The 19891-nt window shown below is 68.7% G+C and carries 20 protein-coding genes; 11 read left to right on the top strand and 9 right to left on the bottom strand.

Annotation, left to right across the window (positions count from 1 at the left end):
- Window positions 1–138 precede the first annotated feature (138 nt).
- The 5 genes from JO391_RS10485 to JO391_RS10465 all read right to left on the bottom strand — a co-directional run bounded on the left by JO391_RS10485 (window position 139) and on the right by JO391_RS10465 (window position 6250).
- Window positions 139–2121 carry a vWA domain-containing protein gene (locus JO391_RS10485; protein ID WP_220660441.1) on the bottom strand — a complete coding sequence of 661 codons (1983 nt, stop codon included), beginning with the start codon at window positions 2119–2121 and terminating at the stop codon, window positions 139–141.
- Window positions 2118–2657, bottom strand: a complete 540-nt coding sequence (locus JO391_RS10480; protein ID WP_220660440.1) for an RNA polymerase sigma factor — start codon at window positions 2655–2657, stop codon at window positions 2118–2120. The genes JO391_RS10485 and JO391_RS10480 overlap by 4 nt, the downstream gene beginning before the upstream one ends.
- Before the next feature lie 66 nt (window positions 2658–2723).
- Window positions 2724–3197: a peptidoglycan-binding domain-containing protein gene (locus JO391_RS10475; protein ID WP_220660439.1), complete on the bottom strand. Its 474-nt coding sequence runs from the start codon at window positions 3195–3197 to the stop codon at window positions 2724–2726.
- Window positions 3198–3300: 103 nt separating this feature from the next.
- A complete protein-coding gene (locus JO391_RS10470; protein WP_220660438.1) occupies window positions 3301–4569 on the bottom strand; it encodes a hemolysin family protein in 1269 nt (422 codons plus the stop codon).
- A 202-nt stretch (window positions 4570–4771) separates the two neighbouring features.
- A complete protein-coding gene (locus JO391_RS10465; RefSeq protein ID WP_220660437.1) occupies window positions 4772–6250 on the bottom strand; it encodes an NAD-dependent succinate-semialdehyde dehydrogenase in 1479 nt (492 codons plus the stop codon).
- Window positions 6251–6357: 107 nt separating this feature from the next.
- Here JO391_RS10465 and JO391_RS10460 point away from each other — a divergent pair, with 107 nt between their 5' ends.
- The 9 genes from JO391_RS10460 to JO391_RS10420 all read left to right on the top strand — a co-directional run bounded on the left by JO391_RS10460 (window position 6358) and on the right by JO391_RS10420 (window position 13281).
- Window positions 6358–7149, top strand: coding sequence for a hormone-sensitive lipase (locus JO391_RS10460; protein WP_220664528.1), 792 nt, complete (start codon window positions 6358–6360; stop codon window positions 7147–7149).
- 41 nt (window positions 7150–7190) lie between these two features.
- The gene (locus tag JO391_RS10455; protein WP_220660436.1) at window positions 7191–8153 is read left to right on the top strand and encodes an aspartate carbamoyltransferase catalytic subunit; all 963 of its coding nucleotides are present in this window, start codon (window positions 7191–7193) and stop codon (window positions 8151–8153) included.
- A gap of 108 nt (window positions 8154–8261) precedes the next feature.
- A complete protein-coding gene (locus tag JO391_RS10450) occupies window positions 8262–9131 on the top strand; it encodes a transporter (RefSeq protein WP_220660435.1) in 870 nt (289 codons plus the stop codon).
- Between the two features lie 306 nt (window positions 9132–9437).
- Window positions 9438–9827 carry a hypothetical protein gene (locus tag JO391_RS10445; RefSeq protein WP_220660434.1) on the top strand — a complete coding sequence of 130 codons (390 nt, stop codon included), beginning with the start codon at window positions 9438–9440 and terminating at the stop codon, window positions 9825–9827.
- 78 nt (window positions 9828–9905) lie between these two features.
- Window positions 9906–10430 (top strand): hypothetical protein, encoded by a 525-nt coding sequence (locus tag JO391_RS10440; protein WP_220660433.1) that lies wholly within the window; start codon window positions 9906–9908, stop codon window positions 10428–10430.
- Window positions 10427–11695 carry a dihydroorotase gene (gene pyrC / locus JO391_RS10435; protein WP_220660432.1) on the top strand — a complete coding sequence of 423 codons (1269 nt, stop codon included), beginning with the start codon at window positions 10427–10429 and terminating at the stop codon, window positions 11693–11695. The genes JO391_RS10440 and pyrC overlap by 4 nt, the downstream gene beginning before the upstream one ends.
- A 4-nt stretch (window positions 11696–11699) precedes the next feature.
- The gene (plsY, locus tag JO391_RS10430; protein WP_220660431.1) at window positions 11700–12311 is read left to right on the top strand and encodes a glycerol-3-phosphate 1-O-acyltransferase PlsY; all 612 of its coding nucleotides are present in this window, start codon (window positions 11700–11702) and stop codon (window positions 12309–12311) included.
- Window positions 12312–12315: 4 nt separating this feature from the next.
- Entirely contained in the window at window positions 12316–12756 is a 441-nt protein-coding gene (locus JO391_RS10425) for a hypothetical protein (RefSeq protein ID WP_220660430.1), read from the top strand.
- Window positions 12757–12840: 84 nt separating this feature from the next.
- Entirely contained in the window at window positions 12841–13281 is a 441-nt protein-coding gene (locus JO391_RS10420) for a DUF805 domain-containing protein (protein ID WP_220660429.1), read from the top strand.
- Between the two features lie 33 nt (window positions 13282–13314).
- On the opposite strand, the gene JO391_RS10415 is transcribed toward JO391_RS10420, so the two are convergent.
- The 4 genes from JO391_RS10415 to JO391_RS10400 are packed head-to-tail and all read right to left on the bottom strand — an operon-like array spanning window position 13315 to window position 16846.
- Window positions 13315–14661, bottom strand: coding sequence for a glutamate--cysteine ligase (locus tag JO391_RS10415; protein WP_220660428.1), 1347 nt, complete (start codon window positions 14659–14661; stop codon window positions 13315–13317).
- 42 nt (window positions 14662–14703) lie between these two features.
- Window positions 14704–15291, bottom strand: a complete 588-nt coding sequence (locus JO391_RS10410; protein WP_220660427.1) for a hypothetical protein — start codon at window positions 15289–15291, stop codon at window positions 14704–14706.
- Window positions 15282–16121, bottom strand: coding sequence for a GNAT family N-acetyltransferase (locus JO391_RS10405; protein WP_220660426.1), 840 nt, complete (start codon window positions 16119–16121; stop codon window positions 15282–15284). Before JO391_RS10405 ends, JO391_RS10410 begins: the two co-directional genes overlap by 10 nt.
- Window positions 16118–16846, bottom strand: coding sequence for a 16S rRNA (uracil(1498)-N(3))-methyltransferase (locus JO391_RS10400; RefSeq protein WP_220660425.1), 729 nt, complete (start codon window positions 16844–16846; stop codon window positions 16118–16120). The genes JO391_RS10405 and JO391_RS10400 overlap by 4 nt, the downstream gene beginning before the upstream one ends.
- A gap of 30 nt (window positions 16847–16876) precedes the next feature.
- Here JO391_RS10400 and ubiA point away from each other — a divergent pair, with 30 nt between their 5' ends.
- Window positions 16877–17836: a 4-hydroxybenzoate octaprenyltransferase gene (gene ubiA, locus JO391_RS10395; RefSeq protein WP_259444668.1), complete on the top strand. Its 960-nt coding sequence runs from the start codon at window positions 16877–16879 to the stop codon at window positions 17834–17836.
- 93 nt (window positions 17837–17929) lie between these two features.
- Window positions 17930–19885, top strand: coding sequence for an OmpA family protein (locus JO391_RS21720; RefSeq protein WP_220660423.1), 1956 nt, complete (start codon window positions 17930–17932; stop codon window positions 19883–19885).
- The last annotated feature ends 6 nt before the right edge of the window (window positions 19886–19891 follow it).

Raw genomic sequence — 19891 nt, 5'->3', positions numbered from 1 at the left:
CGGGGCGGGGGCGGGGGGAGTGGTGCGTGCGAGCACGCACCCTACCGGTGCGGGGCGTGGCGGGGTGAACCCCGCCACGCGGGGGGCTGAGCTCGACTTTGGCAGGGAAGGGTGCGCAATGAATGCGCACCCTACGGGTCACCGTTCCAGCGCCTGGGCCATGCGCATGAGGTTGACGGCCTCGGTGCGGTAGCCCCAGGGGTCTTCGCCCTTGGCGCCCTCGGCCAGCGCGATGGCCTGGTCCCAGCCCCAGTTGCCCAGGTAGGTGCCGCCGGTCAGCAGTTGGCCCATGCCGGCGATGGCGGCGGCGAAGCGGGCGTCTTCTGACGGTGGGGTGTCGGTGGGCAGGATGGGTTGTTCGATGAGCTGGCTTTCGGTTGCGCCTGGGGCTTTCCAGCGCAGGCGGAGGAAGCCGAGTTCATCGGTGGTCATGGGCACCGGCTCTGTGCCGTAGCGCAGGGGATCGGTCTTGAGGCCGGGGCTGCCGGGGGCGGCGATCTCGTAGAGTGCGGTGACTTGCAGGCCCGCGCCGATTTCGCCGGCATCCACCTTGTCGTTGTTGAAGTCCTCGCGGTTGAGCGCGCGGGTCTCGTAGCCGATCAGGCGGTATTCGGCGACCTGGGCGGGGTTCCATTCGACCTGGAATTTCACGTCGTCGGCGATGGGGAAAAGCGCGCCGGTGAGCTGGTCGACCAGTACCTTCCGCGCCTCGTTCGCGGTGTCGATATAGGCGGCGGTGCCGTTGCCGGTTTGGGCGAGGGCCTGCATCGTGGCGTCGTCGAGGTTGCCGCGGCCGAAGCCGAGGACCGACAGGTAAGTGCCGCTGTCACGCTCCTTGGCGATGAAATCCTTGAGTGCGTCAGGGTCGCTGATACCGACGTTGAAATCGCCGTCGGTGGCAAGGATCACGCGGCTGACCTCGCCGGGGGCGGCCATCCTTGTGGCCTCCTGGTAGGCCAGCGCCAGCCCTTCGGCCCCGGCGGTGGCGCCGCCGGCGGAGAGGCGGTCGAGTGCGGCAGAGATGGTGGCGCGGTCGCTGGCCGGGGTGGGGGGCAGCACGGTGCCGGCCGAGCCGGCATAGGCGACGATGGCGATCTGGTCTTCCGGGCGCAGGCCGGGGAGCATGAGGCGGAGGGACTGCTTGAGGAGCGGCAATTTCGACGGTTCGTCCATCGAGCCGGAGGTGTCGATGAGGAACACGAGGTTCAGCGGCGGACGGTCGGCGATGGCGGGCATCGCGCCTTGCAGGCCGATGACGACAAGGCGGGTGTCCGCGTTCCAGGGCGTCGGCATGACCGTGACCGAGGGGCGGAAGGGTGCGGCGCCCGGTTCCGGCGCGGGGTAGGCATAGGGGAAGTAGTTCACCATCTCTTCGATGCGCACGGCCTCGGGCGGCGGGAGTTGCCCGGCGTTGAGGGACGAGCGGAGGATCGACCACGAGGCGGTATCGACATCGGCCGAGAAGGTGGAAACCGGCTGTTCGGCGGTGATCTTCACCGGGTTGGGGTCGAAATCGGCGAAGGTTTCGGTGTTGGGCTCGGGCGCGGGCGCGATCATGTCTGAGGGGGAGATCACGCCATTGCGCATTTCCCCCGTGGGTGTGATCCCGCCCTGACTGGCCGGCGCGGCCTCGGGGGCCGCGGGTGGCGGAGCGGCGGCAACGGTGCCCGCTGCGGTATCGGCCAGCGGCTCTGGGGCTGGCGCGTCGGCTTCGGCCATGGCCGGTGCGACACTCTTGGCGCGGGCGTCGGCAGGGGATTCCGTGGCTGCGCGGGTCGCGGGTCTGGCAGGCGCGGCTTCGGTCTGCGTCGCGGGCGGCAGGGCGGGTCCGGGCGGGGCCTGCATCTGCGGCAGGATCACGACAAGGCCAAGGCCCAGAGCGGCCGCCGAGGTGGTGGCGGCAAGGAGCGGGCGGGTGGCGAGGGATTTCAGCATGGCGAGCACTCCGGTCAGGAACCCCGCCTTATGCGGGGGATCGAGACTGGGACGTGCCCCGGCCGCCGAAGCTTGGAGCCGGTCGTAGTTTTCCATGGCCAGCCGAAGCGCGGCCTCTTTCGCCCCCGGTTCGGGCGGAGGGGCAGATTTCAGCGCGGCGGTGAGGCGGTCGAAATCGTCGGTCATGTCATCCCCTCCGCCTTCGCCATCGCCTTCAGGCGCTTCTTCACCTCCGACATGCGCCAGGCGACGGTGCCTTCGGAGAGGCCCAGGATCTCGGCCGCCTCGCCCTGGGTGAGGCCCTCGCCAAGCGTCAGAGCCACGGTGTCGCGCAGGTCGGGCGAGAGGCTGGACATGGCGGTGGCGAGCCAGTCCTGCGCTTCGCGTTCCACGGCGATCTCGTCCTGGCGGGCAAGCTCCCAGTCGCCCCAGCCGAGCGCGGCTTTCGCGCGGGTGGCCTGGCGGCGGCGCAGGTCATGGGCGGCGTTGACGGCGATGCGGTAGAGCCAGGTGGTGAAGCGCGCCTCGCCCCGCCAGCCTTGCAGCTTGGCAGGCAGCGCGGCGCAGATGTCTTGCGTCAGGTCTTCCGCCTCGGTCCGGCTGCCGGTGAGGCGCCAGCAGAAGCCGTGCAGGCGGTCGTAATGCCGGGCCAGCAGCGTGGCAAAGGCCGCGCGGTCGCCTTGCGCCGCCGCGCGGGCCAGCATTTCGTCGGGCGTGTCCATCAGCATCACGCTAGTTGGACGCGGTGGGGGCGTCCATCCTTGGGGGCCGCGGGAAATTTTTGCGGCTCAGAACAGCAGGCCGTCCAGGAGCGCATAGGCGCCGGCGGTGGTGGAGAGTCGCTGCGATTCATTGCCGTCGCGGGCATAGGCGGCGATGGCGGAATAGGTGCCGGGGCCGAAGGCGGCATCGACGCCGCCGGCATAGTAGCCCCAGCCCTTCAGGCGGCTCTGGATGCGCTGGCGTTCGCCGTAGCTGTAGCTGTTGAAGGCCGAGGCGACCGGGGTGGCATAGATCGAGCTGCCCGAGGAAGAGACGGTCGGGCGGAAGGGCGCGGGGGCATAGGCGGGGGCGTAGACGGGCGCGGGGGCGGGGGCGACGCGGGCTTGCTGGCTTTTCCAGTAGAGCGCGCCGATGGTGCCGAGTGCCGCGAGGCCGAGGAGCGCGTTCTGTTCCTTCTCGCCCCAGGCATGGGCGGGGGCGAGGGGGGCGGCGGCGAGCGCGGCGGCGAGGGTCAGGGTCAGCGAGAGCTTGCGGGTCATCGTCATGTCCTTTCGCGGTTGCAAGGCGTTGGGCCTGCCGAGGACATGGGGCAAAGCGGGGCCGACAGGCAAAATCGCCGGCCTGTTATGGGATATCAGGGCCTCAGGGACGGGTGACGAGCACCTTGTCGATGCGGCGGTCGTCGAGATCGACCACCTCGATACGCCAGCCCGCGGCTTCCAGATGTTCGCCCAGGCGGGGCAGGCGGCCCAACTGGTTCAGCACGAGGCCCGCCACGGTTTCGTAGCCGCCGGCAAGGTCGCGCGGGATCGAAAGCCGGTCGCAGAATTCGTCGGCCGGCATCCAGCCCGAGACCAGCCAGCCGCCATCGGCGCGTTCGACCATGGCGGGTTCGTTCTCGTGCGATTCGAGGAAGGAGCCGGTGATGGCTTCGAGGATGTCGCCGGTGGTGATGATGCCCTCGAACGTCCCGTATTCGTCGTAGACCAGCGCAATGTGGTTGGACGAGCCGCGCAGGATTTCGATCACGTCCAGCGCATCGGCCTGGTCCGAGACCACGGGCACCTCGCGCATCAGGGCCTGGGGATCGAGCGGCTTGTTGGTGGTGAGCGCCTCAAACACGTCGGTGAGGTAGAGGACGCCCAGCACCTCGTCGCCGCGGCGGACGGGGATGCGCGGGCGGGCGATGCGGCGGAAGGCGGCGCGGACCTCGGCGGGGGTGGCGTCGGCCTCGATCATCTCGACATCGCGGCGCGGGGTCATCAGGGCGCGGGCCGAGCGGTCGGCCAGGCGCATGACGCCGGTGAGCATCTCCTGCTCCTCGTCCTCGATCACGCCTTCGAAGCGGGCCTCGGCGAGGATGGTGCGCACCTCTTCCTCGGTGACGCGGGACTTGCTTTCGCCGGACTGGCCGAGAAGGCGCAGGAGAAGCCGTCCCGAGGTGTCCAGCAGCCAGACCACCGGGCTTGCCGCCTTCGACAGCAGCACCATGGCCGGGGCCACGCGGACGGCGATGGCCTCGGGGTTCTTCAAGGCGACCTGCTTGGGCACCAGTTCGCCCACGATCAGCGAAAGGTAGGTCAGCGCCACGACCACGGCGGCCACGCCGATGCGGTCGGCGTTCTGCGGCGAGACGCCCATGTCGGACAGCACCGAGGCGAGGCGCGGGCCGAGCGTGGCGCCGGAGAAAGCGCCCGACAGCACGCCCACGGCGGTGATGCCGATCTGAACGGTCGAAAGGAACCGGCCGGGGTCTTCCGCAAGCTTCAGCGCCGAGGCTGCGCCGGAGCGGCCCGCGTCGATCATCGGTTTCAGCCGCGCCGGGCGGGACGAGACCACCGCGAGTTCGGACATGGCGAGCGCCCCGTTCAGAAGGATCAGGGCAAAGATGATGGAAAGTTCGACGAACATGGGGGCAAGGATTAGGGAGGATGGCCCCGACCTAGGGCAATCGCACCGCAGGGGCAAGACGGTGATCTTGCCGCGCGCGGGCCATGGGCCCGCGGAAGCGATGCTCTCCACCGCGCGGCGGAGCCTTCGCGGCCCTTCAGCCGCAAAGGTGACTGGAAAGGCTTGCCGCCGCTCTTCGCGGCGGCACAACCCTGCAACCGGATCAGACCGAGAGGCAGATGTATTTCATTTCGAGGTAGTCCTCGATGCCGTGGTGGCTGCCCTCGCGGCCGAGGCCGGATTGCTTGACCCCGCCGAAAGGCGCGACCTCGGTGGAGATCAGGCCAGTGTTGACGCCGACCATGCCATATTCCAGCGCCTCCTGGACGCGGGTGATGCGGCCGATGTCGCGGGCGTAGAAGTAGGAGGCGAGGCCGAAGATCGTGTTGTTGGCATGGGCGATCACCTCTTCTTCCGTCTCGAACCGGAAGAGGGGGGCGACCGGGCCGAAGGTTTCCTCGGTTGCCACCTTCATGTCGTCGGTCACGCCGGTCAGAACGGTGGGCTCGTAGAAAGTGCCGCCGAGCTCGTGGCGCTTGCCGCCGGTCACGATCTTGCCGCCGCCGGCCAGCACATCGGCGATGTGTTCCTCGACCTTGGCGACCGCATCCTCGTTGATCAGCGGGCCGGCTTCGGTGCCGGCCACGAGGCCATCGCCGACCTTCAGCTTCTTCACCGCGACCGCCAGCTTTTCAGCGAAGGCGTCATAGACGCCGGCCTGGACATAGATGCGGTTGGCGCAGACGCAGGTCTGGCCGTTGTTGCGGAACTTGGACACCATCGCGCCGGCCACGGCGGCATCGAGGTCGGCGTCGTCGAACACGATGAAGGGCGCGTTGCCGCCCAGTTCCATGGAGCATTTCAGCACGTTGTCGGCCGCCTGGCGCAAGAGGATGCGACCGACCTCGGTGGAGCCGGTGAAGGTGAGTTTCCGCACGCGGCGGTTTTCGCAGAATTCCTTGCCGATCTCGGAGGCGCGCTTCGAGGTGATGACCGAGAAGACGCCGGCAGGCAGGCCCGCGCGTTCGGCGAGCACCGCCACGGCCACGGCCGAGAGCGGCGTTTCCGCCGCGGGGCGGGCGACGAAACCGCAGCCCGCGGCCAGCGCCGGGGCCATCTTGCGGGTCATCATCGCGTTCGGGAAGTTCCAGGGCGTGATCGAGCAGGCGACGCCGACCGGCTGCTTGATGACGGTGATGCGCTTGTCGCGCAGGTGGCCGGGGATGGTTTCGCCGTAGATGCGCTTGGCTTCCTCGGCGAACCATTCGACATAGGCCGCGCCATAGGCGATTTCGCCCTTGGCCTCGGCCAGCGGCTTGCCCATTTCGGCTGTCAGGATGGCGGCGAGGTCGTCCTGGTTGGCCATCATCAGGTCAAAGAGCTTGCGCAGCACCGCGGCGCGTTCCTTGCCGGTGCGGGCCGCCCATTCGTGGCGGGCGCGGTCGGCCACTTCGATGGCGCGGGCGGCATCGGTGCGGCTGAGGTCAGGCACATGGGCGATGACATCGCCGCGCGCCGGGTTGGTCACGGCGAAGGTCTTGCCGCCCTCTGCCTCGATCCATTCGCCACCGACATAAGCCTTGGTGGGCAGGAGCGATGGGTCCTTGAGGATGGAGCGCAGATCGGTCACGGAATCGAGCATGTGGGCCTCCCAGTTCTCGGTTGATCCTGCAATGCCTTCGGGCGCGGGTCTTGTCCAGTTCCGGGCTATGGTTTGGCTGAAAATTTGATCAAAAGAGGCGATGAGTGATGGATTGGCGCGACGATTGGGACCGGGCCTATGCCAATGGGGCCTTCATTGCCGGGGCCGATGCCTTTCCGGCGCGGTGGGAACAGGCGGCGGCGGCGTTCCGTGACGGTGCGCGCATGGCTGTGCTGCGGCATGGGCCCGGCGCGCGGGAGGAGACTGACCTGTTCCTGCCAGAGGGCACGCCGCGCGGGCTGATGGTCTTTGTGCATGGCGGCTATTGGCTGGCCTTCGGGCGGCGGGACTGGTCGCATCTGGCGGCGGGGGCGCTGGCGCGGGGCTGGGCGGTGGCGATGCCGTCCTATCCGCTGGCGCCCGAGGTGCGGATTTCGGCGATGACCCTGTCGGTCGCGGCGGCGGTGCGGGTGGCGATGGCCGAGGTGGCGGGGCCGGTGGTGGTGACCGGCCATTCCGCGGGCGGACATCTTTCGGCGCGGATGGGCAACCCCGATTGCGCGCCGGACGTGGCGGCACGTGTGGTGCGTGTGGTGCCGATCTCGCCCCTGGCCGATCTGGGGCCGATCATGCGGACCGGGATGAACGAGAAGCTGCGGCTGGATGCGGCGGAATGTGCGGCGGAAAGCCCGGCGCGGCATGGGCTGCGGGCCGGGTGCGAAGCGCATGTCTGGGTGGGGGCAGAGGAGCGGCCATCCTTCCTGTGGCAGGCGCGGGTCTTGAGCGAGGAATGGGGCTGCCCCTGGACGGCCGATCCGGGACGGCACCATTTCGACGTGGTCGACCCGCTGGCCGATCCGGCGAGCCCGCTGGTGACGGCGCTGCTGGACGGGCTGTGACAGGCTTGGCATAAGCGGCCCATTCCCGGCAGGAGACGCCCATGACCTTCCGCGCCCGCCACCTTCTTGGCATCGAACACCTGGCCCCCGACGAGATTCGCACCGTGCTGGATCTGGCCGACCGCTATGTCGACCTGAACCGGCGCACGGTGAAGCAATCCGACGTGCTGGCGGGGCTGACGCAGATCAACATGTTCTTCGAGAACTCGACGCGCACGCAGGCCAGTTTCGAACTGGCCGGCAAGCGTTTGGGCGCCGATGTGATGAACATGTCGGTGGCGTCTTCCAGCGTGAAGAAGGGCGAGACGCTGATCGACACGGCGATGACGCTGAACGCGATGCACCCCGACCTTCTGGTAGTGCGCCATCCCTCCAGCGGCGCGGTGAACCTTCTGGCGCAGAAGGTGGATTGCGCGGTGCTGAATGCGGGCGACGGGCGGCACGAGCATCCGACGCAGGCGCTGCTTGATGCGCTGACCATCCGGCGGGCCAAGGGGCGCATCCAGCGGCTGACCGTGGCGATCTGCGGTGACATCGCGCACAGCCGGGTGGCACGGTCGAACCTGATCCTGCTGGGCAAGATGGAGAATCGCATCCGCCTGGTGGCGCCGCCCACGCTGATGCCCGCGGGGGTGCAGGATTTCGGCTGCGAGTTGTACGACGACATGGCGGCGGGGCTGAAGGATGCCGACGTGGTGATGATGCTGCGGCTTCAGCGCGAACGGATGGACGGCGGGTTCATTCCGTCGGAGCGGGAATATTACCACCGCTTCGGGCTGGACGCCGACAAGCTGGCCCATGCCAAGCCCGATGCCATCGTCATGCATCCGGGGCCCATGAACCGCGGCGTCGAGATCGACGGCACGCTGGCGGACGACATCAACCGGAGCGTGATCCAGGAACAGGTCGAGATGGGCGTGGCGGTGCGCATGGCCTGCATGGACCTGCTGGCGCGGAACTTGCGGGCGGCGCGGGGGGCGAAGGCCCTGGGTGTGATGGCCTGAGGGGCAAGGGCCGGCTCGCGCAAAGTTCTTCCTGCGGATTGGCACTTGCGGCGCAAACTGGCCGGTGGGCCCATGCTACTTTCGCCCCGAAGAAGGCGGGCGAGGGTCATGAGACAGCTTCTGGTTGCGGTTGTTGCGGTTGTGCTGGCGGGACAGGCGGGGGCGCAGGCGGTGCCTGACGAGACGGTCTGGCCCAAGCCGAGATTGAGCTATTCGTCGGCGGGGACCCCGGCGGGCGGGGACAGCGAGCAATCGCTGGCGACGCAGTTGTCGAACCCGGTGGCCGACCTGATCTCGGTGCCGTTTCAGTTGAACTGGAACCAGGGCATCGGGGATGGCAACGGAACCCAGACCTACATGAACATCCAGCCGGTGATCCCGATCTCGATCTCGGAGGACTGGAACCTGATCTCGCGGACCATCCTGCCGCTGGTTTCGTTCAGCGACCTGACGCCGGATTTCGGGACGGTGAACGGGCTGGGGAACACGACGCAGAGCTTCTTCTTTTCGCCAAAGGCGCCCACGAAGGGCGGGCTGATCTGGGGTGTGGGGCCGGTGTTCAACGTGCCGACCGCCACCAACGGGATTGCGCCGAACCAGTGGGGGGCGGGGATCACCGGGGTGGTGTTGACGCAGAAGCATGGCTGGACGCTTGGGATGCTGGCCAACCAGATCTGGTCGGTGAACAAGGAGGAGCAGTTCGGCGAGAGCTCGAACATGTTCCTGCAGCCGTTCATCAGCTATTCCACCAAGAAGGCGACCTCGATCACGCTGAACACCGAATCCACCTACAATTGGGTGGATGAGACCTGGTCTGTGCCGATCAACTTTACCGTGGGCCAGATCATCAAGCTGGGTGGCAAGCCCGTGCAGATCACCGGGGGCGTGCGGTACTGGGCGGAGAGCCCGGATGAGGCGGCAGAGGGATGGGGGGCGCGGCTGGTGGTGACCTATCTGTTCCCCAAGGGCAAGGGCTGAGGCGTCCGAGCTTGGACGCTTGATTGGGTCCAAGGATATCAATGGCTTGCTTGGCCGTCTTAACCATTTGTCAAGATGTGCGCGGCCGGAGGGCCGCGCGCGCCCTTGCGCTCTGCCGCCTGCGAAGGGCACGCGTCAGAGCAGGGGGGGGCGCCCCCGTCGCCGCGCAAGCGCGGCGCCCCCCTTGGGAGTAGTTCTGCAAGGGGGATGCTGGTCCGGGGGCAAGCCATCTGCGGAACGGATCGTTTGACGGCGGGGGCGTTCCGTGGAGTCGTGGCGCGGGATGCCGGACCGGGAGGGGTGAGGATGGCGGATGTGGAGTTTCGTCCCGATGCCGGGCGCTATTGGCTGAACCATCTGGCGATGGCGGTGGTTCTGGGTGCGGCGGCGGGGATCGCGCTGGTCGTGATGGGCAATCCCTATCCCTGGACAGGGCCGGTGGCGGCGGCGTTGGCGCTTGGATTGCGGGGGCTTTACCTGCGGTCGGAGGCGATGGCCGATGTCTGGCGGCTGACCGACAATGCGCTGGTCGGGCCTGGGGCGCGGCGGGTGGCGCTGGTCGACATCACGCTGGTGCGCAAGCTGATGGGCCATGTTCAGGTGGTGACGAAGCAGGGCGACAAGATCCTGATCCGCTATCTGGCGGATGCGCCATCGGCGGTGGCGGCGATCGAGGCGGCGCGGAAGCGGGCGTGAGGCCGCCGGTGCCAGTTCCTTGAAACGCGGCGGAAAGCGCCCGACTGTGGGCTGGCAGCCAGCAGGGAGATCGACGGGATGAGCGAATCGAATCGGGTGCCTCCGGGCGAGACGGGCAAACTGCGGATCATCGCCCCCGGCAAGGTGGCTGTGGCGGGCGGCCCGCCGGCCGCGGCTGCAGCGCGGCTTCTGGGCCTGCCGGGCCTGGAAGCGGGGCAGGTGGAGCGGCTGAGCCTGGCCGATCTGGCAGGACTTGGGCTGTCTGGCTATCTGGCCGAGGGTTGGGATGTGCCGGCAGAAGCGATGGCGCCGGACCGGGGGCGGCTGGATGCCCTGCAGGGTGTGGTCTTCCTGGTGCTGTCGCGCGCGTTCGGCGGGCGGGAGACGGAGTTGGCGCCCCTGCCGGGTGTGGAGGTCTTTGGCCCCTATGCCGAGGGCCGGGGCCTGAGTGCCCTGCCGATGCCGCCCGCGCCCGAGGAACCGGTTGTGCTGGCGCCACCGCCGCAGCCCGTGCCGCCGCCCGCGGCGGTGCGGCTGCCCCTTGCCCTTGTCGCGCTTGTCGGCCTACCAGTCCTCATCATCCTGTTCTGGTGGTTGAAATGACCCTGCACCTCGCCAATGCCCGCCTGATCGACCCGGAAACCGGCGAGGACCGGACCGGATCGCTGGTGCTGGATGGCGGGGTGATCGTGGCGCGGGACGTGGCGGCGCCGGCGGGGGCGGAAGAGATCGATTGCGACGGGCTTTGCCTGGCGCCGGGAATCGTGGACTGGGGTGTGAAGATCGGCGAGCCGGGCGAGCGGCACCGCGAGAGCTTTGGCAGCGCGGGGCTGGCGGCGGCGGCGGGGGGGGTCACGACCATCGTGGCGCGACCCGACACGGCGCCGGCCATCGACACGCCCGAGACGCTGGAATTCGTCACCCGGCGCGCGGCGGAAAGCCTGGTGAACATCCGCCACATGGCGGCGCTGACCAAGGGGCGGGCGGGCCGCGAGATGACCGAGATCGGCTTTCTGAAGGATGCCGGGGCCATCGCCTTTACCGATTTCGACCATGTGGGGACGGATACCAAGGTCTTGTCTCGCGCGCTGGTCTATGCGCGGTCGCTTGGCGTTCTGGTGGTGGGGCATCCGCAGGAGCCGGGGCTTTCGGCGGGGGCGGCGGCGACGAGCGGCAAGTTCGCCTCGCTGAAGGGCCTGCCGGCGGTGCATCCGATGGCCGAGCGCATGGGGCTGGACCGCGACCTGGCGCTGGTGGAGATGACCGGTGTGCGCTGGCATGTGGACCAGATCACCACCGCGCGGGCGCTGCCGGCGCTGGAGCGGGCCAGGAAGAACGGGCTGGACGTGACGGCGGGGATTTCCGTCCACCACCTGACTCTGAACGAATTCGACGTGGGCGAGTACCGCACCTTCTTTCGCCTGACGCCACCGCTGCGGTCGGAGGATGACCGCATGGCGATGGTGGAGGCGCTGGCCTTGGGCCTGATCGACGTGGTGGGGTCGTTCCATACGCCGGCGGATGAGGAAAGCAAGCGCCTGCCCTTCGAGGAGGCAGCGAGCGGGGCGGTGGGGCTGGAGACCCTGCTGCCGGCGGCGTTGCGGCTGGTGCATGGCGGGCACATCGACCTGCCCACCCTGTTCCGGGCGTTGTCGCTGAATCCGGCGCGGCGCATGGGGCTGGACTGCGGCCGGCTGGCGGTGGGGGCGCCGGCGGATCTGGTGCTGTTCGACCCGGAAGCGCCGTTCGTGCTGGACCGCTTCACCCTGCGGTCGAAGTCGAAGAACACGCCGTTTGACGGGGCGCGGCTGCAGGGTAAGGTGCGCGCGACCTTCGTGGGTGGCACGCCGGTTTTCGAGGGACGCTGAGACCATGCCCGAGATCCTGTCTGCCCCCCTGGCGCTGGCCCTGACCGCGGTGCTGTCCTACCTGTTGGGCTCGATCCCCTTTGGCGTGCTGGTCACGCGGGCGATGGGCCTGGGCGATTTGCGGGCCATCGGGTCGGGCAACATTGGCGCCACAAACGTTCTGCGCACCGGCAACAAGGCGGCGGCGGCGGCGACGCTGGTGCTGGACGGCGCCAAGGGTGCCGTGGCGGTGCTGGTGGCGCGGGCGATGCTGGGCGAGGATGCGGCGCAGGTGGCGGCGCTGTTTTCCTTCCTGGGCCACCTGTTCCCGGTCTGGCTGGGGTTCCGGGGTGGCAAGGGCGTGGCGACCTTCCTCGGCACGATGATCGCGCTGGACTGGCGGATCGGCCTGGCCTGCTGCGCGACCTGGCTGGTGGTGGCGCTGGTGGGGCGAATCTCCTCGCTTTCGGCGCTGGTGGCGACGGCTTCGGCCTCGCTTTGGCTTTTCATTTTCGGACAGGGGCAGCTGTTCGTCTTGGTCGTTGTGCTGACGGTCCTTGTCTATGTCCGGCATTGGCCGAACATTCAGCGGCTGAAGGCCGGGACCGAGCCCAAGATCGGCGCGAAGAAGGGGTGAGGCGATGCGGAACCTGATGATCCTGCTGGCGCTGATGGCGCCGGGTGCGGCCTTGGCGGGGCCGGCCGAGGATGTGCTGGTGCGGGCGGCCGCCGATTGCGCGGCCTTCGAGAACGGGGTCTTCACGGCGGCCGAGGATGCGGTTCAGGCGGTGGATCTGACCGGCGATGGGGTGCCCGAGACGGTGGTGGATGCGGGGAAGTTCCAGTGTTCCTCTGCCGCGAGCCTTTATGGCGGATCGGGCGGCACCTGGCTGACCGTGGTGGTGGACGGCAAGGCGCAGGATTTCCTGGCGCAGGCCTGGACGGTGACGGATTTCGCCGGGGCGAAGGTCCTGCTGCTGTATCACAACGGCGTGGACTGCGGCGGCATCGGCGTGGACCCTTGCGTCGAGGCGCTGGTCTGGGGCGACGGGCGGTTCATGTCGGTGCGGCCGGGCGGTTGAGGCGTTTTTTTGCCGCGCGACCGCAAGATGTGGTAGGCTGAACCCAGGCCGGCGCCATGACCGGCGTTTCAGGAGGGACCGGCAATGGGGTTTGGCGAGGCCGTCAGGACCTGTTTCAACAAGTATGTGACCTTTTCGGGCCGCGCACGGCGGTCGGAATACTGGTGGTGGATCCTGTTCATCATCATCGCCCAGGCGGTATTGGGCGTTGTTGACCGGATGCTGTTCGGTGCGCAGGTGGTGCAGATGGGCGACATGATGGTCGAGGCGCAGACCGGGCCGATTGGCGGCGTGTTCTCGCTTGTGACCTTGCTGCCGGGCCTGTCGGTCATGGTGCGGCGGCTGCATGACACCGGCCATTCGGGCTGGTGGTTCTGGATCATCCTGATCCCGATCGTGGGCTGGATCATCCTGCTTTACTGGATGATCAAGGCCGGCGATGCGGGGGACAATGCCTTTGGGTCGGACCCGCTGGCCGGTGGCGCGGGTTATGGCGCCTCTTCGGTGCCGCGCGTGCCGCGTTAGTGGGCGGCTGGCCCCCGCGCGTAAGGGCGGGGGTCAAAGGCTGGTGGCGGCGTAGATCGGTTCGAGGCTCCGCTGCCAGTCGCCGTTGTAGAGGGTGAGCAGGCGGTTGGCCTGGACCTGGCCAGTGGCGAGGCTTTGCATGAGGGGGGCGAGGTGGATTTCCTCGCCGAGGCCGCGTGCCGCGAGGCCGGCGTGGGACAGGCCCACGGCGGCGCGGGCAAGGTCGATGAGCTTCACGCCTTCGGCCTCTCCGCCGAGTGCGGAGACCGAGGCGGCGACGCGCAGGCCCTGGCGGGTGGTGTCGTCGAAGCCCTTGACCAGATCCCAGGCGGCGTCGAGCGCGGTCTGGTCGTACATCAGGCCGACCCAGAATGCGGGGAGCGCAACGAGATGGGGCAGGTCGCCGGCGTCGGCGCCGCGCATCTCGATGTAACGCTTGACCCGGGCCTCGGGGAACACGGTCGTCATGTGGTCGGCCCAGTCCGAGAGCGTGGGCTTTTCGCCGGGCAGTGCGGGCAGTTCGCCCTTGAGGAAGGCGCGGAAGCTTTGGCCGAGGGCGTTGATGTACTGGCCGTTGCGGTAGACGAAGTACATGGGCACGTCGAGCACCCAGTCCACATAGCGCTGGAAGCCCATGCCATCTTCGAAGGCGAAAGGCAGCATCCCGGTGCGGCTGTCGTCGAGGCCGCGCCAGATGCGGCTGCGCCAGCTCATGTGGCCGTTGGGCTTGCCGTCGAAGAACGGAGAGGAGGCGAAGAGGGCGGTGGCGACGGGCTGGAGCGCGAGGGCCACGCGCAGCTTTTTCACCATGTCGGCTTCGGAGGCGTAGTCCAGGTTCACCTGCACCGTAGAGGTGCGGTACATCATCTGCGTCCCGTGGGTGCCGACGCGGCCCATGTAATCGGTCATCAGCCGGTAGCGGCCCTTGGGCATGACCGGCATCTGGTCATGTGTCCATTCCGGCGCGGCGCCGAGGCTCATGAAGCGGATTCCCAGGGGGCCGGCGATGCCGTTCACCTCGGCCAGGTGGTTTTCCAGCTCGGCGCGGGTGTCGTGGAGCGAGGCAAGCGGGGCGCCCGAAAGCTCGAACTGGCCGCCGGGTTCCAGGCTGATGTTGGCCATGCCGCGGGTGAGGCCGATGATGTTTTCGCCCTCGCGGACCGCTGTCCAGCCGTGTTGGGCGATCAGCGCGTCGAACAGCGCGGAGATCGAGCGCGGGCCGGCATAGGGCAGGGGAAGGCGGGTGTCGGTGAGCCAGCCGAACTTTTCATGCTCGGTGCCGATTAGCCAGCTGTCGCGCGGCTTGCAGCCGGCTTCCATGTATTCGGCAAGCTGGCCGAAGTGTTCGATCGGCCCGCCGCCGGACTGGGGAATGGACATTCTGGGTCTCCGGTTCGGGTCGGCACGTGCCTGGTCAGGGCGCTACAGGTGTCTTGACCGCGCGGCCAAGTCAAGGCCACCCCGGCCGCCTCTTCGGTCGGCGCGTCGCCAGATCACGGCGCCGATGCTTTCGGCCGGGGCGGGCAGGTTGCCTTCGCCGGCGGGGACGGGGTCTTCCAAAGCAGCGACCAGCGCCTGGGTGTCCATGCCGGGAAGTGCCGCGAAGGCATCGAACAGGCGATGAGATCCCGCTGCATCGACCGGCACAAGAAGGGCCTGGCCGTCGGATTGCTTGAGCCGCCAGAAGCGGTTGCCGCGCAGGCGCACCATGCGCAGTTCGACCAGTTCATCGAGCGAGACATATCCGCCGAGGTCGGGCGCGTAATAGCCGACCTGGGCTTCGTCCACTTCGACCACGCCGGGGGTCTTGGCAGGCTGACGGAAGCGCACCCTTCGCAAGGCCTGCACGGCCCAGGCGAGGCCCATCACCGCGAGGAAACCGCCTAGCGGCCAGAGGAGCCAGCCGCCAAGCGTCATCAGCCAGATGCCGAAGGCGGTGACGGCGGCGGCGGTCAGAGGCTCGCTGAAGCGGCGGAGGGTCGCGGCGGCGGCGGGACGGATCAGGGGCATGGCTGCACCGTTTCGGCCTTGGGGAACAGGATCAGGGCAAATCGCCCGGCGGGTTGGAAGCCGAGCGCACGATAGGCGCGTTCAGCCGGTTCGGAGGCTGCGAAGAGCACGGCACGTGTGACGCCTTCATCGCGCGCCTGAAGAAGGTGGAGGCCCACAACGCGGCGGGCAAGACCCTGCCGGCGCAATTCGGGGGGAACATAGACGCCGCCGATCTGGGCGATGTGCGGCAGGCGGGCGTTGAACCCGGACAGGGCCACGGGCTGACCGTCACGCCAGAGCAGGCGGTGGCTGCCGGCGTCGCGCCATCTGGCAAAGGCGCTGCGGGCGTTGGCGGCCGCTTCTTCAACCGGGGTGGCGAAGGTTTCCACCTCGTAGGCGGTGCGCCAGGCGAGGATGATGACCTCGTCTGCATCGGTCAGGGGGGCGAGGGTGAGGCCAGTGCAATCGGGCAGGGTCAGGTTCGCGAGGTCGAGCGCGTAGCCGGGTTCGTCGCTGTCGAAGCGGGCGGGAATCGTGTCGAGCCCGAGGGCGACGCGGAGGGCGCGGACCTGATCTGGGCGTCCGGCAAAGCCGGCGACGGCACGCCCCGCCAGAATGGCGCGGGCGCCAGACCAGTCGGTGCCGGGGCCGTGCGGCAGGATCATCTGGCCCGACCTCGTGAGGCCCAGCACGGCAGAGACGGGGTCGCCCGAGACCCAGAAATCGGTTTCGACGCCAACCCCGGCCAGGTTGCCCTGCGGGAACATGGTGCCGGCCGGATCGGTGTTGAGGAGCGCGACCACGGTGGCATGGTCTTTCCGTGCCATCGGGCGGAAGGCAGGGGTCATGCCCAGTCGCCGTAGCGGAGTTGCCAGAGCGTGAGCGCGGCGACGGCGGCGGTGTCGGCGCGCAGGATGCGGGGGCCAAGGCTGACGGGCACGATCTGCGGCAGGGCGCGGAGGCGGGTCTTTTCCGTTTCGGCGAAGCCGCCTTCGGGGCCGATGAGGATGGCCCAGGGCTGCCCCCGCGGCAGGTCGGGCAGGCTCGCGGTCTGACCGGCCAGACCTTCGTCGCCCCACATCAAGCGGCGGTCGGCGGGCCAGGTGGCAAGCAGGCGGTCGAGTTGCTGGAGGTCGGTGACTTCGGGAACGAAGGTCGCGCCGCATTGTTCGGCGGCCTCGATGGCATGGGCATGGAGCTTGTCTTGCCGGAGGCGTTCGGCGTTCGTGAAGCGGGTCTGCACGGGCAGGATGCGGGCGGCGCCCATCTCGACCGCCTTTTCCACGATGAAATCGGTGCGGGCCTTCTTGATGGGCGCGAAGAGAAGCCAGAGGTCGGGCGGGGGTTGCAGGGGTGCTGTCTGGGCAAGGCAGGCGAGCGTGCCGCCGCGCTTGGCCGAGGCAGCGACCTCGGCCCGCCATTCGCCATCGCGGCCGTTGAACAGAAGGACAAGGTCGCCGGCGCCAAGGCGCATGACGGCAAAGAGGTAATGCGCCTGGTCGGCGGTCAGCGCCACCGCTTGCCCCGCGCCGAGGGGCTGATCTACATAGAGCCTGACCTTCGCATCCGACATGACGGGGAGCCTATGACCGGGACAGCGGGAATGCCAGAGCCGCCGGTGGCCCCCGGAGGGGTGGTGCATGACGCCGTGCCGGGCAACTGGGTGGACCTTTATGCGCCGGCGGGCTTGAGGCCCTATTTGCGCCTGTCGCGGGCGGACCGGCCCATTGGCACCTGGCTTTTGTACATCCCGTGCCTGTGGGGCATCGCCTTGGCGGCGGGGGTGGACAGCTACCGCTTGTGGGATCTGTGGCTGGCCCTGTCCTGCGGAGCGGGGGCGTTCCTGATGCGCGGTGCCGGCTGCACCTGGAACGACATCACCGACCGCGATTTCGACGCGCAGGTGGCGCGCACCCGGTCGCGCCCCCTGCCTTCGGGGCAGGTCACGCTGCGGCAGGCCGGGGTATGGATGGTGGGGCAGGCGCTGGTGGCAGCGGCGATCCTGTTTTCCTACAACTGGGTGGCGGTGGGTCTGGGCATCGGCTCGCTGGCGCTGGTGGCGGTCTATCCCTTTGCCAAGCGGTTCACCTGGTGGCCCCAGGTGTTCCTGGGGCTGGCGTTCAACTGGGGTGCGCTGCTGGCCTATGCCGCCCATGCCGAAACGGTGAGCTGGGGGGCGGTGCTTCTGTACCTGTCGGGGCTGGTCTGGACGTTGTTCTACGACACGATCTACGCCCATCAGGACAAGGAGGACGATGCGCTGATCGGCGTGAAGTCCACCGCGCGGCTGTTCGGCACGGCGACGAAGGCCTGGCTGCGCGCGTTCATGCTGATCTCGGTCGCGCTGATGGGGTTGGCGGTTCTGGTGACCTGGGCGCCGCAGGACCGGCCGCTGGCATTGGTTCTGGCGCTTGGCGGCGTCTGGGGCTTTGGATGGCATCTGGCCTGGCAGATGCGCCGGCTGGACATCGACGACCCGGACACCTGCATGATCCTGTTCCGGTCGAACCGCGATGCCGGGCTGATTGCTGCGCTGTTTCTTGCCGTGGCGGCTCTGGTCTGATTGAACCTGCGCCGCCCGCGGCCTAGGACTGGCCCGGTTCCGGCGCCCGAGTCTGCGGTGCCGCGCGTTTCCGAAACGACCATCCCGGACCCCATGCCACGCCTGACCCCGTTCCTTGCCTCTCTTGCCGCCTTCTCCGCTGCCGCCCTGGTGGCGGCGGGCGCCGCAACGGTGGCGGCCACGTCGATCGAGGACCGCACGCGCAGTTCGATCGAGGCACGGCTGGCCGAGGCGGGCGTCAGCTGGGTCACGGTAGAGACCGACGGGCTGCAGGTTCGGCTGAGCGGGACCGCGCCGGACGAGGCGGCGCGGTTCCGCGCGGTGAACCTGGCGGGGGCCGAGATCGAGCCGAGCCGGATTCGCGATGACCTGGAGGTGGCGGCGGCCAAGGCCATCGAGGCGCCGACGTTTTCGGTGGAGATCCTGCGCAACGACAGCGAGATTCAGCTGATCGGGCTGATCCCGGCGGCGACCGACCGTGAGGCTCTGGCGGCCAATGTCACGGCGATTGCGGGCACGGGCATGGTCACGGATATGCTGGAGACGGCGGATTTTCCCGAGCCCGAGGGCTGGGACGCGGCGCTGGATTTTGCGCTGGCCGCGCTGAAGGACTTGCCGCGTTCGAAGATCTCGGTGGCGCCGCAGCATGTGGAGGTGACGGCGATTGCCGACAGCGAGGCGCAGAAGACCGCGCTGGAGACGCGAATCGGGGGGGCGGTGCCCGAGGGGCTGACGACCGAGGTGGCGATCTCGGCGCCGCGGCCGGTGCTTACGCCGTTCACGTTGCGATTTGTGATCGACGGGGCCGGGGCGCGGTTCGACGCCTGTTCGGCCGATACCGATGAGGCGCGCGCGCGCATCCTGGCGGCGGCAGCGGCGGCGGGCATGACCGGGCCGGGAACCTGCGACATCGGCCTCGGCACGCCCTCGACGAAGTGGGCGGCGGCGGCAGAGGCGGGGATCGCGGCGCTGGCCCGATTGGGGCAGGGGGCGCTGACCTTTTCGGATGCCGATGTGACACTGGTGGCGGCCGAGGGAACGGATCAGGCGCTGTATGATCGGGTGATCGGCGAGTTGGAGGCCGCGCTGCCGGACGCGTTTTCGCTGAAGGCGGAACTACCCAAGGCCGAGGCGGCGGTGCCGGCAGGTCCGGCCGAGGTGACGGCGACGCTGGCGGCCGAGACGCACAAGCTGGAGATTCGCGGGAGGCTGAACGACGAGCTTCTGCGTGGGGCGGTGAACAGCTATGCCCGCGCCGAGTTCGGCATCGGCAACGTCTACCTGGCCACGCGGATCGACCCGGACCTGCCGAAGGGCTGGCCGGTTCGCGTTTTGGCCGGGCTGAAGGCGCTGGCGCAGCTCGACCACGGCACGCTGATGGTGCGGCCGGATACGGTGATCGTCACCGGCGTTTCGGGGTCGCAGATGGCCAAGGCGCGGATTGCGCAGATTCTGTCTTCGAGCCTGGGGCAGGGGCAGACCTTCACGGTGAACGTCACCTATGACGAGGAACTGGACCCGCTGGCGGCCCTGCCCACGCCCGAGGAATGTGCCCAGGACATCCATGCGGCACTGGAGCGGCAGAAGATCACCTTCGAGCCCGGCTCGGCCGAGATCGCCGGGGCTGCGGCGCCGCTGATGGACGAGTTGGCCAAGATCATGAAAGACTGCCCCGGCGTCCGCATGGAAGTGGCGGGACATACCGATGCGCAGGGCAGCGAGAGCGGCAACCTGGCCCTGAGCCAGGCGCGAGCCGAGGCCGTGGTGGTGGCGCTGCAGGGCCGGCAGGTGAATGTCTCGGGCTTGAAGGCCGTGGGCTATGGCGAAAGCCGCCCGATCGCGGACAACATGGCCGAAGAGGGTCGCGAGGCCAATCGCCGCATCGAATTCACGCTGATCTTGGATGCGCCGGCGACTGCCACTGCGTCAGCTGGCGGGGCGGGTGCAGAAGGCGTTGACGGCCCCGATTTCTCGGGCGACATGAGCCCATCGGTCGCGCCGACCGAAAAGACCCGGCGGCCAAAGTCGCGGCCCGGCGATTTCCAGTAGGGCGCG

Origin of the sequence: Neotabrizicola shimadae, assembly GCF_019623905.1 — a bacterium.
GTDB classification, from domain to species: Bacteria; Pseudomonadota; Alphaproteobacteria; order Rhodobacterales; family Rhodobacteraceae; genus Neotabrizicola; species Neotabrizicola shimadae.
The sequence above is the reverse complement of the archived record's forward strand: the minus strand, read 5'-3'. Positions and strand labels throughout refer to the sequence as shown.

Excerpts from the sequence above, each read along its gene's own strand:
- JO391_RS10485 (WP_220660441.1), bottom strand. The coding sequence starts at position 2,121 with ATGACCGACGATTTCGACCGCCTCACCGCCGCGCTGAAATCTGCCCCT.
- JO391_RS10480 (WP_220660440.1), bottom strand. The coding sequence starts at position 2,657 with ATGGACACGCCCGACGAAATGCTGGCCCGCGCGGCGGCGCAAGGCGAC.
- JO391_RS10475 (WP_220660439.1), bottom strand. The coding sequence starts at position 3,197 with ATGACCCGCAAGCTCTCGCTGACCCTGACCCTCGCCGCCGCGCTCGCC.
- JO391_RS10470 (WP_220660438.1), bottom strand. The coding sequence starts at position 4,569 with ATGTTCGTCGAACTTTCCATCATCTTTGCCCTGATCCTTCTGAACGGG.
- JO391_RS10465 (WP_220660437.1), bottom strand. The coding sequence starts at position 6,250 with ATGCTCGATTCCGTGACCGATCTGCGCTCCATCCTCAAGGACCCATCG.
- JO391_RS10460 (WP_220664528.1), top strand. The coding sequence starts at position 6,358 with ATGGATTGGCGCGACGATTGGGACCGGGCCTATGCCAATGGGGCCTTC.
- JO391_RS10455 (WP_220660436.1), top strand. The coding sequence starts at position 7,191 with ATGACCTTCCGCGCCCGCCACCTTCTTGGCATCGAACACCTGGCCCCC.
- JO391_RS10450 (WP_220660435.1), top strand. The coding sequence starts at position 8,262 with ATGAGACAGCTTCTGGTTGCGGTTGTTGCGGTTGTGCTGGCGGGACAG.
- JO391_RS10445 (WP_220660434.1), top strand. The coding sequence starts at position 9,438 with ATGGCGGATGTGGAGTTTCGTCCCGATGCCGGGCGCTATTGGCTGAAC.
- JO391_RS10440 (WP_220660433.1), top strand. The coding sequence starts at position 9,906 with ATGAGCGAATCGAATCGGGTGCCTCCGGGCGAGACGGGCAAACTGCGG.
- pyrC (WP_220660432.1), top strand. The coding sequence starts at position 10,427 with ATGACCCTGCACCTCGCCAATGCCCGCCTGATCGACCCGGAAACCGGC.
- plsY (WP_220660431.1), top strand. The coding sequence starts at position 11,700 with ATGCCCGAGATCCTGTCTGCCCCCCTGGCGCTGGCCCTGACCGCGGTG.
- JO391_RS10425 (WP_220660430.1), top strand. The coding sequence starts at position 12,316 with ATGCGGAACCTGATGATCCTGCTGGCGCTGATGGCGCCGGGTGCGGCC.
- JO391_RS10420 (WP_220660429.1), top strand. The coding sequence starts at position 12,841 with ATGGGGTTTGGCGAGGCCGTCAGGACCTGTTTCAACAAGTATGTGACC.
- JO391_RS10415 (WP_220660428.1), bottom strand. The coding sequence starts at position 14,661 with ATGTCCATTCCCCAGTCCGGCGGCGGGCCGATCGAACACTTCGGCCAG.
- JO391_RS10410 (WP_220660427.1), bottom strand. The coding sequence starts at position 15,291 with ATGCCCCTGATCCGTCCCGCCGCCGCCGCGACCCTCCGCCGCTTCAGC.
- JO391_RS10405 (WP_220660426.1), bottom strand. The coding sequence starts at position 16,121 with ATGACCCCTGCCTTCCGCCCGATGGCACGGAAAGACCATGCCACCGTG.
- JO391_RS10400 (WP_220660425.1), bottom strand. The coding sequence starts at position 16,846 with ATGTCGGATGCGAAGGTCAGGCTCTATGTAGATCAGCCCCTCGGCGCG.
- ubiA (WP_259444668.1), top strand. The coding sequence starts at position 16,877 with ATGCCAGAGCCGCCGGTGGCCCCCGGAGGGGTGGTGCATGACGCCGTG.
- JO391_RS21720 (WP_220660423.1), top strand. The coding sequence starts at position 17,930 with ATGCCACGCCTGACCCCGTTCCTTGCCTCTCTTGCCGCCTTCTCCGCT.